This window comes from Roseovarius sp. (assembly GCF_027019125.1).
Lineage (GTDB): Bacteria > Pseudomonadota > Alphaproteobacteria > Rhodobacterales > Rhodobacteraceae > Roseovarius.
In genome coordinates this window covers 75,478-88,597 of record NZ_JALUXE010000002.1, presented here as the reverse complement: position 1 = coordinate 88,597, position 13,120 = coordinate 75,478, and the positions used below count along the sequence as shown (strand labels likewise).

The 13,120-nt window shown below is 61.2% G+C and carries 12 protein-coding genes; 4 read left to right on the top strand and 8 right to left on the bottom strand.

Going from position 1 to position 13,120, the window contains the following annotated elements:
- The first annotated feature begins 5 nt into the window (after positions 1-5).
- Positions 6-2,414, top strand: a complete 2,409-nt coding sequence (locus tag MVC20_RS00620; RefSeq protein ID WP_297537449.1) for an FAD-dependent oxidoreductase — start codon at positions 6-8, stop codon at positions 2,412-2,414.
- A 74-nt stretch (positions 2,415-2,488) separates the two neighbouring features.
- On the opposite strand, the gene MVC20_RS00615 is transcribed toward MVC20_RS00620, so the two are convergent.
- Both MVC20_RS00615 and MVC20_RS00610 read right to left on the bottom strand, forming a co-directional pair.
- Complete coding sequence (locus MVC20_RS00615) at positions 2,489-2,713, bottom strand: DUF2842 domain-containing protein (RefSeq protein ID WP_297537447.1); 225 nt, start codon at positions 2,711-2,713, stop codon at positions 2,489-2,491.
- A gap of 9 nt (positions 2,714-2,722) precedes the next feature.
- Entirely contained in the window at positions 2,723-4,018 is a 1,296-nt protein-coding gene (locus MVC20_RS00610; RefSeq protein WP_297537445.1) for an adenylosuccinate synthase, read from the bottom strand.
- Between the two features lie 203 nt (positions 4,019-4,221).
- Between MVC20_RS00610 and secG the strand changes: the two genes are divergently transcribed.
- A complete protein-coding gene (gene secG, locus MVC20_RS00605; protein WP_297537443.1) occupies positions 4,222-4,584 on the top strand; it encodes a preprotein translocase subunit SecG in 363 nt (120 codons plus the stop codon).
- A gap of 168 nt (positions 4,585-4,752) precedes the next feature.
- The gene (locus tag MVC20_RS00600) at positions 4,753-6,396 is read left to right on the top strand and encodes a CTP synthase (protein WP_297537441.1); all 1,644 of its coding nucleotides are present in this window, start codon (positions 4,753-4,755) and stop codon (positions 6,394-6,396) included.
- A gap of 7 nt (positions 6,397-6,403) precedes the next feature.
- On the opposite strand, the gene MVC20_RS00595 is transcribed toward MVC20_RS00600, so the two are convergent.
- Complete coding sequence (locus MVC20_RS00595; protein WP_297537438.1) at positions 6,404-7,489, bottom strand: ABC transporter ATP-binding protein; 1,086 nt, start codon at positions 7,487-7,489, stop codon at positions 6,404-6,406.
- Between the two features lie 157 nt (positions 7,490-7,646).
- On the opposite strand from MVC20_RS00595, the gene MVC20_RS00590 reads away from it, so the two are divergent.
- Entirely contained in the window at positions 7,647-8,120 is a 474-nt protein-coding gene (locus tag MVC20_RS00590; RefSeq protein WP_297537436.1) for a DUF2059 domain-containing protein, read from the top strand.
- A 9-nt stretch (positions 8,121-8,129) separates the two neighbouring features.
- On the opposite strand, the gene fabZ is transcribed toward MVC20_RS00590, so the two are convergent.
- From fabZ to MVC20_RS00565, 5 genes are all read right to left on the bottom strand, one after another.
- Complete coding sequence (gene fabZ, locus MVC20_RS00585) at positions 8,130-8,594, bottom strand: 3-hydroxyacyl-ACP dehydratase FabZ (protein ID WP_297537434.1); 465 nt, start codon at positions 8,592-8,594, stop codon at positions 8,130-8,132.
- Between the two features lie 74 nt (positions 8,595-8,668).
- Complete coding sequence (locus MVC20_RS00580; RefSeq protein ID WP_297537432.1) at positions 8,669-9,244, bottom strand: OmpH family outer membrane protein; 576 nt, start codon at positions 9,242-9,244, stop codon at positions 8,669-8,671.
- A gap of 2 nt (positions 9,245-9,246) precedes the next feature.
- Complete coding sequence (bamA, locus tag MVC20_RS00575) at positions 9,247-11,583, bottom strand: outer membrane protein assembly factor BamA (protein WP_297537430.1); 2,337 nt, start codon at positions 11,581-11,583, stop codon at positions 9,247-9,249.
- Between the two features lie 94 nt (positions 11,584-11,677).
- Positions 11,678-11,803: a hypothetical protein gene (locus tag MVC20_RS00570; protein ID WP_297537428.1), complete on the bottom strand. Its 126-nt coding sequence runs from the start codon at positions 11,801-11,803 to the stop codon at positions 11,678-11,680.
- A gap of 115 nt (positions 11,804-11,918) precedes the next feature.
- Positions 11,919-13,085 (bottom strand): aminotransferase class I/II-fold pyridoxal phosphate-dependent enzyme, encoded by a 1,167-nt coding sequence (locus MVC20_RS00565; RefSeq protein WP_297537426.1) that lies wholly within the window; start codon positions 13,083-13,085, stop codon positions 11,919-11,921.
- Positions 13,086-13,120: the final 35 nt, after the last annotated feature.

Here is a 13,120-nt window from a genome sequence, read left to right as displayed (position 1 = left end):
CCAAAATGAAAACCAGCACCCGTGTGGTTGTGATCGGCGGCGGTGTCGTCGGCTGTTCCGTGCTCTATCACCTGACCAAACTGGGCTGGTCGGACGTCATGCTTGTGGAGCGCTCGGAACTGACCTCCGGCTCCACCTGGCACGCGGCGGGCGGCTTTCACACGCTCAACGGCGACACCAACATGGCGGCCCTTCAGGGCTATACGATCCGGCTCTACAAGGAGCTCGAAGAGATCACCGGCATGTCCTGTGGGCTGCATCACGTCGGCGGGGTCACGCTCGCGGACAATCGCGACCGCTTTGACATGCTTTTGGCCGAGCGCGCCAAGCATCGCTACATGGGCCTCGACACCCATATCGTGAGCCCCGAAGAAATCGCGAAAATCGCCCCGGTGACGAATATCGACGGGATCATCGGCGGGCTCTACGACCCGCTCGACGGGCACCTTGATCCCTCGGGCACCACGCATGCCTATGCGCGTGCTGCACGCATGGGCGGGGCCAGCATCGAGACGCACTGCATGGTGAAGGAAACCAGGCAGCGCGCCGATGGTACCTGGGATGTGGTGACGGACAAGGGCACCATCCATACCGAGCATGTGGTCAACGCGGGCGGTCTCTGGGCCCGTGAAGTGGGGGCGATGGCGGGCGTCTACCTGCCACTGCACCCGATGGAACATCAGTATATCGTCACCGACGAAATACCGACGATTTACAGCCGCGATACCGAACATCCCCATGTCATGGATCCGGCCGGCGAAAGCTATCTGCGCCAAGAAGGGCGCGGGCTCTGCATCGGCTTTTACGAACAGCCCTGCAAGCCATGGGCGGTCGATGGCACGCCCTGGGATTTCGGCCACGAGCTTCTGCCCGACAACCTCGACAAGATCGAGGCCAGCATCGAATTCGCCTACCGCCGCTTTCCCGTGCTGGAAAAAGCGGGCGTCAAATCGGTCATCCACGGCCCCTTCACCTTTGCCCCCGATGGCAACCCACTGGTTGGCCCCATTCCCGGCCTGCGCGGCTATTGGTCAGCCTGTGGTGTGATGGCGGGCTTCTCGCAGGGGGGCGGCGTGGGCCTCATGCTGGCGCAGTGGATGATCCATGGCGAATGTGAGCGCGACGTGACCGCGATGGACGTGGCGCGCTTTGGCGACTGGATCACGCCGGGCTATACACGCCCCAAGGTGATCGAGAACTATCAGAAACGCTTTTCTGTCTCATATCCGAACGAAGAACTGCCCGCCGCCCGCCCCTTCCGCCAGACGCCGATGTATGACGTGTTCGACAACATGGGCGCGGTCTGGGGCGCGCAATACGGGCTGGAGGTGGTCAATTACTTCGCGACTGGCGAAGAGCCGCGCTATGAGACACCGTCGTTCCGCCGTTCCAACGCATGGGAGGCAACCGCGCGCGAGGTCCGCGCCGTGCGCGAGGCCGTAGGCATCAACGAAGTGCATAACTTCGGCAAATACCTCGTCACAGGGCCGAATGCGCGCGCATGGCTCGACCGGATCATGGCGGGGCGCATCCCCAAACCGGGGCGCCTTTCTCTGACGCCGATGCTTTCGCCCAAGGGACGGCTCTGGGGCGATTTCACGGTGTCGTGCCTCAATGACGAAACCTTCCAGCTCACCGCCTCTTATGGCGCACAGGCGGTACACATGCGCTGGTTCGCCCAGAATGAGGCGACGGGTGTCAGGGTCGAGAATATCTCGGATCGGCTGAACGGATTTCAGATTGCAGGCCCGCGCGCGCGCGACGTGCTCATGGCCTGCACCCGTGATGCGCTGGGCGAGATGCGTTTCATGGATGTGCGCCACGCGACCGTCGGCATGGTCGATTGCCTCGTGCAGCGCGTCAGCTACACTGGCGATTTGGGCTATGAGATCTTCTGCGACCCGATGGCGCAGCGCGCGCTTTGGGATGTGCTCTGGTCGGCGGGGCAAAAGCACGGGATGAAACCCTTCGGGATGCGCGCGATGATGTCCCTTCGGCTTGATCGCTTCTTTGGCTCATGGCTCAACGAGTTTTCGCCCGATTACACGCCCGGCGAGACTGGCATGGACCGCTTCATCAGCTTTACCAAGAACGCCGATTTCGTCGGGCGCGAAGCGGCAGAGGCCGAGCGCGCCAAAGGGGCCGCGCGCAAACTGGTGGCATTCGAGGTGGATGCAGCGGACGCAGATGTGAACGGATACGAACCGGTCTGGATCGGGGATGAGGTGCGCGGGTTCTGCACATCGGGCGGCTATTCGCATCACGCGGGCAAATCCATCGCCTTGGCTCTTATCCCCACCGAGACAGCCCAGGCCGGGCTCGACGCGGAAATCGAAATCCTCGGGCACAAGCGGGCGGCAAGACTGCTCACCGAGGCTCTTTTCGACGTGGATGGCGCACGGATGCGCGGCTGAGAAAAATCAAAACCGGCGTCCCCGAAGATGGCAGACGCCGGTTTTATTACTGTAGGAACGATGAAAAGGGCGCGTCAGTCTTTGCGCGCATCCGGGTCAGGTTGGCCCACGCCGATGAACACGCGCTTGAGCGGCAATATCCAGACAAATCCAAGCCCGACATAGATCAGCAATTCCACCCAGATCGACGGGCGATCCATCCAGTTCACAAGACTGACTGCCGCCACCACATAGGCGGGCAAGCCGACCAGCAACACCACCAATGACCAGCGTTTCCGGGCCTTGTAACTGAGTGGCATCGGTCCTCCTCAATCCGCGAAAGGGTCTGTCACGAGGATCGTATCCTCGCGCTCGGGTGAGGTAGAGAGTAGCGCGACCGGGCAGTCGATCAACTCTTCGACGCGGCGCACGTATTTGATCGCCTCCGCGGGCAGGTCCGCCCAACTGCGCGCCCCCTCGGTCGATTGCGACCAACCGGGCATTTCCTCGTAAATCGGCGTACAGCGGGCCTGTTGATCGGCGGCGGTCGGCAGATAATCCAGCCGCGTGCCGTCAAGATCATACCCCACGCAGATCTTGAGCGTCTCGAACCCGTCCAGCACATCGAGTTTGGTCAGGGCAATCCCCGTAACCCCCGACGTGACGCAGGTCTGCCGCACGAGACAGGCATCGAACCAGCCGCAACGCCGCTTGCGCCCTGTCACCGTTCCGAACTCATGCCCGCGCTCGCCTAGACGTTGACCATCGTCATCGAGCAATTCGGTGGGAAACGGCCCCTCGCCCACCCGCGTGGTATAGGCCTTGACGATGCCCAGCACGTAATCAATCGCCCCCGGTCCAAGGCCCACGCCCGTGGCCGCCTGTCCGGCGATCACATTGGATGAAGTGACAAAGGGATAAGTCCCGAAATCAATATCGAGAAGCGCCCCTTGCGCGCCCTCGAAGAGAATCCGCTTGCCCGAGCGGCGCTGCTCGTTGAGCACCTTCCACACAGGGGCGGCATAAGGCAGGATTTGCGGCGCAATCTCTTTCAGCTGCGCGATCAGTGCCTCGCGGTCGACCTCGGCAATCCCCAGCCCTCGCCGCAACGGATCGTGATGCTGGAGCGCGCGATCAACCCGCGCGACAAGCGTGGCCTCATCCGCCAGATCCGCCACCCGGACCGAACGACGCCCCACCTTGTCCTCATAGGCCGGCCCGATACCGCGACCCGTGGTGCCGATCTTGGTGCCTTTGCTGGCCGCTTCTTCGCGGGCACGGTCCAATTCGCCGTGGATGGGCAGAATGAGCGGGGTATTCTCGGCGATCATCAGCGTCTCGGGCGTGATCGTCACCCCTTGCGCGCGGATCGAGGCAATCTCTTTAACCAGGTGCCAGGGGTCCAGAACCACACCATTGCCGATCACGCTGAGCTTGCCGCCCCGCACGACGCCGGACGGCAGCGCGTTGAGCTTGTAGACCTTGCCGTCGATCACAAGAGTATGGCCCGCGTTATGGCCACCCTGAAAGCGCGCGATCACATCGGCGCGTTCGCTCAGCCAATCGACGATCTTGCCTTTTCCCTCGTCACCCCACTGGGCCCCGACGACGACGACATTTGCCATGATTTACCCCTCGGCATTTGGTCCAAACCGCGCGCCGGTATAACGGGGTGACGCGCCGGGTGAAACATCTAATTCGCCGAAGTCCCTCCAGACACCTTTCCATTCCCTGAATTGGCGGGCAAGGGGCGATTGGCGGGTTGCGGGCGGGTGCAGAATTGCATAGATAGCGGCAGATCGAGACACAAGCGTAGGTCCTCCGTTCCATGGAAAATGTCGTTCTGACCGTCCATCTTCTTCTGGCGCTCGCCCTTATTGGCGTAGTGCTGCTGCAACGCTCCGAAGGTGGTGGGCTTGGCATGGGTGGCGGCGGTGGCGGCGCCATGACAGGCCGCGCGGCTGCCACGGCCTTGGGCAAGATGACATGGATTCTGGCCGCGGCCTTTATCGTGACCTCGATCACGCTGACAATCATTGCCGCACAGAACGCGGCCGGGGTCTCGGTTCTCGACCGTCTGACCGATGCACCGCCCCCCGCCGAGACATCGACGCCCGCGCTGCCCGATGTCGAGACCCTGATGCCACCGCCCGCAGGTGACACGGCACCCCTCACGCCGACAGCAGACTGACACAATTCTTTGAGGGCGCTTTGGGATTGCGCAACATCATCTAGCGGTTGGCTTGCGCAATCCTCGCGAATCCTGTAGAGGTTGAATCCCGTGGCAGGGTGGTCTTTTGGGCCATCGCTGGGTTTTAGACCGTCCATAAAACACACGAGATCACGGGGGCCTCAACGCATGGCACGATATATTTTCATCACTGGCGGCGTTGTATCCTCGCTCGGCAAAGGGTTGGCTTCGGCGGCGCTGGGAGCGCTGTTGCAGGCACGCGGGTTCTCGGTGCGACTGCGCAAGCTTGATCCCTATCTCAACGTCGATCCCGGGACGATGTCACCATTTGAACATGGCGAGGTGTTCGTCACCGATGATGGGGCCGAAACCGATCTCGATCTTGGTCATTACGAACGCTTCACCGGGGTTCCGGCCCGGATCACCGACTCGGTCAGTTCGGGGCGCATCTATTCCAACGTGCTGGAAAAGGAGCGGCGCGGCGACTATCTGGGCAAAACCATCCAAGTCGTCCCGCATGTCACCAATGAAATCAAGGACTTCCTGAGCATTGGCGAGGATGAGGTCGATTTCATGCTCTGCGAAATCGGCGGCACCGTGGGCGACATCGAGGGGCTGCCATTCTTCGAGGCGATCCGCCAGTTCAGCCATGATCGCCCGCGCGGACAGTGCATCTTCATGCATCTCACCCTTCTGCCCTATCTCGCCGCCAGTGGCGAGTTGAAGACCAAGCCCACGCAACACAGCGTCAAGGAACTCCAGAGCATCGGCATCGCGCCCGACATTCTCGTCTGCCGGTCGGAACAGCCGATCCCGGAAAAGGAACGCGAAAAGATCGCGCTCTTCTGCAATGTCCGCAAAGAGCATGTCGTCGCGGCCTATGATCTCAAGTCGATTTACGAGGCACCGCTGGCCTATCACCGCGAGGGGCTGGATCAGGCTGTGCTCGATGTGTTCCAGATCAGCCCCGCGCCAAAGCCGGACCTGACAGTGTGGCTCGATGTGGTGGATCGCATCCAGAACACCGACGGGGTGGTCAATATTGCCATCGTCGGCAAGTATGTGCAGCTTGAGGACGCCTACAAGTCGATCAAGGAGGCGCTCGTTCATGGCGGCATGGCCAACCGGGTCAAGGTCAACGTGGAATGGGTCGACGCCGAGATTTTCGAACGCGAAGACCCTGCGGCCCACCTTGAGGGGTTTCACGCCATCCTCGTGCCCGGCGGCTTTGGCGAGCGCGGCACCGAGGGCAAGATCAAGGCGGCGGAGTTCGCCCGCACGCGCAAGATTCCCTATCTCGGCATTTGTCTTGGCATGCAGATGGCGGTGATCGAGGCGGCGCGCAATGTCGCGGGCCTCAAGGACGCCGGATCAGAGGAATTCGACCACGAGGCCGGCAAGCGCCGGTTCGAGCCGGTGGTCTATCACCTCAAGGAATGGGTCCAGGGCAACGAGAAGGTGCAGCGCAAGGTCAGCGACGACAAGGGCGGCACCATGCGTCTCGGGGCCTATGACGCCGTTCTCAAGGACGGCAGCCGAGTGGCAGAGATTTACGGCGGCACCGCCATTGATGAGCGTCACCGCCACCGCTACGAGGTGGACACCAAGTATCGCGAGAAACTCGAAGGTTGCGGCCTGACCTTCTCGGGCATGTCGCCCGATGGACGCCTGCCCGAGATCGTCGAATGGTCGGATCACCCGTGGTTCATCGGTGTGCAATATCACCCGGAACTGAAATCCAAGCCATTCGCGCCGCATCCGCTCTTTGCCGATTTCGTGCGCGCGGCAATCGCGACCTCTCGCCTCGTCTGAGCTGGGGTCAGCCCTTTACGGGGAAGAGGAAACAGCGATCGCGCCGGATCATCAGCCAGAGCGCCTTGCCCGTTTTGGGCAGGAATACATTGGGCACGGTCGCCTTGAGCAGCGAGCCGTCGTGATCCATACGAAATTCGACCAGGCTCTCGGAGCCCATGAAGCGCGCGCGCTCGACCACGCCGCGTGCCGGGGTGCCATCCTGCGGCGTGGGATTGGGACCGCGCCCGTGCCGGTCAAAGTCGATCTTGATATGCTGTGGCCGGATGACGATCTCGACCTCGGCGCCCTCATAGGCGCCGGGCGCTAGAAACTGACCAAAGGGCGTATCGACCAACGATCCGCGCACCCGCCCCCGGATCACGTTGATTTCCGAGAAGAACGCCATGGCGCTGCGGTCCACGGGGGCATTGTAGACGTTGTAGGGCGCGCCCTGCTGCACGATCCGTCCGTTCCGCATCAGTGCGATTTCATCGGCCATGCGCATCGCCTCTTCCGGCTCATGCGTGACCAAAAGGACGGCCGTATCCTGTTCCCGCAGGATTTCAAGCGTCTCGTCACGGATGCCATCGCGCAGGCGATTGTCCAAGCCCGAGAACGGCTCGTCCATAAGCATGATGCCCGGACGCGGTGCAAGCGCACGGGCAAGCGCGACACGCTGTTGCTCGCCACCCGACAGCTCGTGCGGATAGGCGTTGAGATAGCGTGAGAGGCCCACCCGCTCGAGCAGCTCGCCGACCCGCGCCATCTTGGCGGCTTTGTCCCCGCTCAGACCAAAGGCCACGTTCTGCGCCACGCTCAGATGCGGAAAGAGCGCAAAATCCTGAAACATCAGGCCGATATGCCGACGCTCCGGGGGCACGCGATACACCGTGTCACATACCAGGTTGCCATCCACCCAGATCTCACCGGAATCCTGCATCTCGACCCCGGCGATCATCCGCAGCGTCGTGGATTTACCACAGCCCGAAGGCCCGAGCAGACAGGTCACATGCCCCGGCATCACCCGCAACGAGACGTCATTAACCACATGCCGCCCATCATAGCGGCGCGTCAGGTTCTTGATTTCCAGCCGGGGAATTGGGGTCTGCACCGGGGCCTCTTGGTCTTTCCGATCAATTCTATCGGGTTTTGTCCGCAGGAAATATCAACCCCTCGCCCCCTGTGCAAGCCATATGGCTGCGGCCCGTTGACAGCCCCGCGCAGAGGTGTTTGGGTGACACGACATTTCACCCTCAGGAGTTTCTCCCATGCGGATTTTCACCGGCGCTCTGGTTGCGCTTTGCCTTGCTTTCCCCGCCCATGCGCAGGACGACCGCGCCGCGCGAGTTGCCATTGCCAAAGAATACGTCGACGCAACCATGAGCGACGCCGATATCCAGGAATTCATTCGCCAGCTCTGGCAACCCATGATCGAGCAAATGGCCGCCCACCGTCAACGCATGTCCGAAGAGCAGATTGCGCAAATCGACAAGCTCTTTCTCGATCACCTGACAGAGCCGCTGACCAATGTGATGCGCAAGCAGGATGAGATCATGGCTGACCTCATGACCCTTGAAGAGCTGACCGCGCTGCGGGATTTCTACCTGTCGGAACATGGCGGCGCCGTCATGCGCAAGATGCCGCAACTTGCGCAAATCCAGCAACCGATGATTTCCGCCGTCCTGCAAGAGGCGATGCCCGTGATGATGCCCAAGATCGAGGCGATCACCACGGCCGAATAACACCGCGCCTTACGCTTTAGGCAGGTCCATCATGGCGGTGAACTCGGCCTCTGCGGCGAGTTCACCTTCGACCTCTGCCACACCCGCGAATTTCCAGACCTTGCCGCCGGGCTTGCCCCGCGTCGTGCGCAGCTTCATTTCCAGCACATCGCCCGGCACCACCATGCGGCGGAACTTGGCGGCGTCGATGGCCATGAAATAGACCAGCATGTTGCGGTCCTGCATCTCGAGCGCTGTGCCCACCATGACGGCGGCGGTCTGTGCCATCGCTTCGATGATGGTGACACCGGGCATGATCGGTTTGCCGGGAAAATGCCCTTGGAAATGCGGCTCGTTCATTGTCACATTCTTGATGCCCCGTGCCGACTGATACCCGTCGATATCCACCACCTTATCGACCAGGAGAAAGGGATAGCGATGCGGGATGATCCGCTGGATCAGATGTATGTCTGCGGTTTTGAGGGACTCGGTCATGGGCTGTCCTTTCACGTGCCTTGCCCCTTTTGCCTAGCAATCCGCGCGGCGCGGGGCAAGATTGCTTGCGTCGCTTAGTCACGCGACGGGGCGGATTGCTCTGGTGCCAGAGGACCCGCACCGATCTTTGCGTTGATCCGTTGCACGGCCAGTTCGGTGACATCTGACGCGCTGGTGTGCAGCATCACGGTGCGCACATCTATCATCACCATGGCATTGGCCTCTGTCAGCAATTCCGACAGCACCGGTTGCACCACGCGCATGAACTGAATGGGGATCATTTCGCGCCGCCGCTCAAGCTCTCGCGACAGCCGCTCGCTCTCCAGCCGCAGTTCCTCGACCCGCTGGTCAAACGCATCCGCCAAAGCGCGGAATTCATTCGCGGGCGTCGTGCTGCGCAGCGCGGTCAGGCGTTGCTCTTCGGCTTCCAGTTCTTGCGCGACCTTTTCGTTATACGCGATCAGCCCATCCCGCTCGGCTTGGATTTCCGCTTGCAGACGCTTGCCATAGTCGGATTCGAGCAACATGCGTTCGGGGTCGATCACCAGCACGTCGCTCTGGATCACGCCCATCTGTTGCGCCGAAACTGGAAGGGCCGCGCCTAGGAATAACCCAAGGCACAGCCCCACCCCGGCAAGCGCCGCACGCATGATCAGAATTCCGTGCGGACGGTCAGGTCGAACGTCTGTTCGATGTCACCGGGTTCTTTTTCCAGCGCCTTGGAAAAGTTCATCCGGATCGGGCCAAAGGGGGACGACCAGAACACCGAGAAACCGACGACATGCCGCGCCTTGAACCCGGTCGAGGACAGCGTATTGCCCGGCGCCACAGCGCCCCGGTTGCCGATACCCCAAATCGAGCCGATGTCATAGAACGCCCCGCCGGTGATGCCGTATTCATCCGGCAGTCCGAGCGGGAATTCCGCCTCGAACTTGAGCGCCGCAAAGAAATCACCACCCAGCAATTCGTTACCCTCGATCGGACCCATGCCATTCGGTTCAAACCCGCGAATGATCTGAGACCCAAAGCGATTGAGGAACCGACTGTCACGGCTACCCGAGAAGTTGAGCGCGCCACCTTCGAGGATGGCACGGAGCGTCACATCCTCATTCATGATCGTCGTTTGCCCAACCAACCGAGCCGTCGTCTTGATGAAGTCGTTATCCCCGCCAAGGCCAGCGAATTCCTGACCAAAGGACAACAGAATACCCGCGTTCGGATTCAGCCCCCCCGCCCGGGTGTCATAGCTGAAGTTATACCCCACCGAGCTGGTCCACAGACCGCCCTGCGCGATCTCGTTCTGGAGAATGCCGGATGTGCCCTGATAGTCGGTCATATCCTCGTAGCTGGTGTTGTAGTAGAGGTTCAGGCGCGTATTCTCGCCGGTCGGAAAGGTCAGACTGGGGCGGAATGTCCCGATCGCCGTGTCGAAAAGGCTGTTGTCGCTTTCCGTTTCCCGAAACGAGAAATCGAGACCAAGCGCCACGTCCCGCCCAAGAAACGCGGGTTCAACAAAGCCCAGATTGTAATTGATGTTGTCCGCCGTCGCCAGAATTTGCGCCGTCAACTGCTGACCGCGCCCGATGAAGTTGCGCTCGGAGAAGCCAAGCGAAATACCAAGACCAGAGTTGGTCGAGAAACTGGCCCCGACCGACACGGTGCCGGTGGTGGTCTCTTCGACATCGGTCTCGATCACGACCTGATCAGGGCGCGATCCCTCGCGGGCATTCACGTCGACGTCCTTGAAATAACCCAAGGCGCGAATACGGTCCGCCGCCTGTTGGATAGAACGGGGGTTGAACGGATCACCCTCGGCCTGATCGAACTGACGCCGGATCACGCGATCGAGCGTGGTGGTGTTGCCTTCAATGTCGATCCGCTCGACAAAGATGCGCGGGCCGCGTTGGATCACGAACTCGACATCCAGCGTCAAGTCGCGGTCGTTGCGGGTGATGCGCGGCTCAACGCGCATGAAATCGACACCATTCTTGATCGCCAACCGCTCCATCCGGGCAATCGAGCTTTCTACGAGCGTGGGCGAATAGACGACGCCGGGCTTGATCTTGAGCGTCTCGTGGTAAACCTCCGCCTCGACCCCGTTCATGTCGCTGACGGTCGTGATCTCGCCAAAGCGGAACTGCTGACCTTCCTGAATATTGAAGGTGATGAAATAAGCATCCCGCTCACGCGCCAGTTCGGCATTGGTGCCCGTCACGCGGAAATCGACAAACCCGCGAGAGTTGTAGAAATCGGTCAACACCTGCCGGTCGAAATTGACCCGATCCTCAACGAAGGTATCCCGCTCGATCAACGCGCGCAGAATGCCGGTTTGCTTGCTCTCGACCACGCGGCGCAGGCGGCGGTCGGAAAACGCCTTGTTGCCGACGAAACCGATGCGCTGCACCTCGATCTTGCGGCCTTCAAAGATTTCGAACACCAGATCGACCCGGTTGTCGCTGCGCCGGATCACCTTGGGCGTCACCCGCGCTGCGATCCGGCCGTTCTGGCTATAGGCCTCGGCGATGATACCCGCGTCGCGCTCGGCCTGTGTCGGGCTGAACACCTGGCGCGGCTTGCTCTGGATGAAGCCCGACAGATCATCGTCCTTGATCTTGTCATTGCCCTCAAATGCGATCCGGTTGATCGTCGGAAACTCGACCACGCGGATCAACAGATTGCTGCCCTGCGGCACCAGCTCGACATCTTCGAAAAGGCCGGACCCAAGGATCTTCTGATAGGCGTCGTTCAACTGCCCCGCCGAGACAGTCTCATTGCGGGCGATGCCCGCGTAGGAGAGAATCGTTCCGGTTTCAATCCGCTGGTTTCCCTCGATCGCAACGGTCGAAAAGCGATAGGATTGCGCCTCTGCCCGCTGGCCGGTTCCCACCAGAAAAACAACAAAGAAGAACGCCAGGAGGACACCCGCGCCCATCCGCGCCGCAAGAAAAAGATTGCGGCCCTGCGGCCGGTCCACGTCGCGATCAATCATTGCTCAAACCCAGTCAGACATCCCATTGCTGATGTCAGTAACCCGTCTGTCTGGCCTTGTCAAAACGCGAGTGCGGGTCGCGCGATGTCCCGGCTTAGAGCGTGCCGATATAGGTAGCCGCCAAGAGAGCCGCCCCAAGGGTGGCTACATAAAGCAGGAAATCCGCGTTCACCTGCAGCAGCACACGCGCCCCTTGATAGCCATCTCTGATCTGTTGCATAACGCGCCTCGGTATCCAAAGTTGTCGACCGACTCGAAAGTGACACCGGCATTCGACGGCATCACGACCAGAATGTGGCAAAATTCTGACAAACGGGTTTGGCGCTTGCGGTGCCTCAGCTGTCTTGCGTGCCGGCAAGGCCCCGCGCATCCATGAACCGCCGCAGGCGCGCCAACCCTTCCTCGATATCCGCCGTGGCACGGGCATAGGAAAACCGCAGCGTGCCCGCACCGCGCACGGGATCGAAATCCAGCCCCGGCGTGACCGCGACGCCCGCCTTGTCCAGAATTTCGGCTGCAAAGGCGCGGCTGTCATGTGTCAGGTGACTGACATCGGCATAGAAGTAAAACGCCCCATCCGGCGGCGCGATACGATCAAAACCGGCCTTGGGCAGCCCCTCCAGCATCAGCGCGCGGTTGCGCCGGTAGACCGCCATATTCGCCTCCAACTCTTCGCGGCAGTCCATCGCCGCAAGCGCCGCAACCTGGCTTGCATGGGGCGGGCAGATAAAGAGATTCTGTGCCAGACGCTCGATCACCCGCACATGATCCTCGGGCACAACCATCCAGCCGATCCGCCAACCCGTCATCGAAAAATACTTGGAGAAGGAATTGATCACGTAACAGTCGTCGGTGATCTCGAGGGCCGAGACCGCACGGCGCTCGTACTCGATTCCATGATAGATCTCGTCACTGATAAAGGCCGCGCCCTGCCCTTCGGCTGCTGCAATCAACCCGGCAAGCGCTGCGCGATCCAACATGGTGCCAGACGGATTCGCCGGGCTGGCCACCAAGAGCCCTTGCAGACCCAACCCGTCCAGATCGTCCGGCACCGGCTGCAGGCGATTTTCCGCCGCCGTCTGAATATCCACCGGCACGAGATCGAGCGCGCGCAAAATCTGTCTGTAGCTGGGATAGCCCGGCGCGCCGATCCCGACCCGGTCGCCCGCATCAAAAAGCGCGGTAAAGGCAAGAATGAACCCCCCCGAGGAACCGGGCGTGATCACCACGCGTTCGGGGTTCAGATCGACATTGTACCATTCTCCATAGAGTTTCGCGATCCGCGCCCTGAGCGCCGGTAGCCCGAGCGCCACCGTATACCCCATGGCTTCTGTTGCCATGGTCTGGGCAAGCGCCGCGCGCGCGCCTTCCGGCGCGGGCGTGCCGGGCTGACCGACCTCCATATGTATGATGTGGCGTCCCTCGGCCTCGGCACGGCGGGCCGCCTCCATGACATCCATCACGATAAAGGGATCAACTTGGCTCCGGGTTGAGTTCCGCACTGGTTTTCTCCTAGACTGACCCCACATGTGACCCG

Bases quoted from the DNA above. Each gene is read 5' to 3' on its own strand.
- MVC20_RS00600 (WP_297537441.1), top strand. From the start codon at position 4,753: ATGGCACGATATATTTTCATCACTGGCGGCGTTGTATCCTCGCTCGGC.
- MVC20_RS00580 (WP_297537432.1), bottom strand. From the start codon at position 9,244: ATGCGTGCGGCGCTTGCCGGGGTGGGGCTGTGCCTTGGGTTATTCCTA.
- MVC20_RS00620 (WP_297537449.1), top strand. From the start codon at position 6: ATGAAAACCAGCACCCGTGTGGTTGTGATCGGCGGCGGTGTCGTCGGC.
- MVC20_RS00615 (WP_297537447.1), bottom strand. From the start codon at position 2,713: ATGCCACTCAGTTACAAGGCCCGGAAACGCTGGTCATTGGTGGTGTTG.
- bamA (WP_297537430.1), bottom strand. From the start codon at position 11,583: ATGATTGATCGCGACGTGGACCGGCCGCAGGGCCGCAATCTTTTTCTT.
- MVC20_RS00590 (WP_297537436.1), top strand. From the start codon at position 7,647: ATGCGGATTTTCACCGGCGCTCTGGTTGCGCTTTGCCTTGCTTTCCCC.
- MVC20_RS00570 (WP_297537428.1), bottom strand. From the start codon at position 11,803: ATGCAACAGATCAGAGATGGCTATCAAGGGGCGCGTGTGCTGCTGCAG.
- secG (WP_297537443.1), top strand. From the start codon at position 4,222: ATGGAAAATGTCGTTCTGACCGTCCATCTTCTTCTGGCGCTCGCCCTT.
- MVC20_RS00610 (WP_297537445.1), bottom strand. From the start codon at position 4,018: ATGGCAAATGTCGTCGTCGTCGGGGCCCAGTGGGGTGACGAGGGAAAA.
- fabZ (WP_297537434.1), bottom strand. From the start codon at position 8,594: ATGACCGAGTCCCTCAAAACCGCAGACATACATCTGATCCAGCGGATC.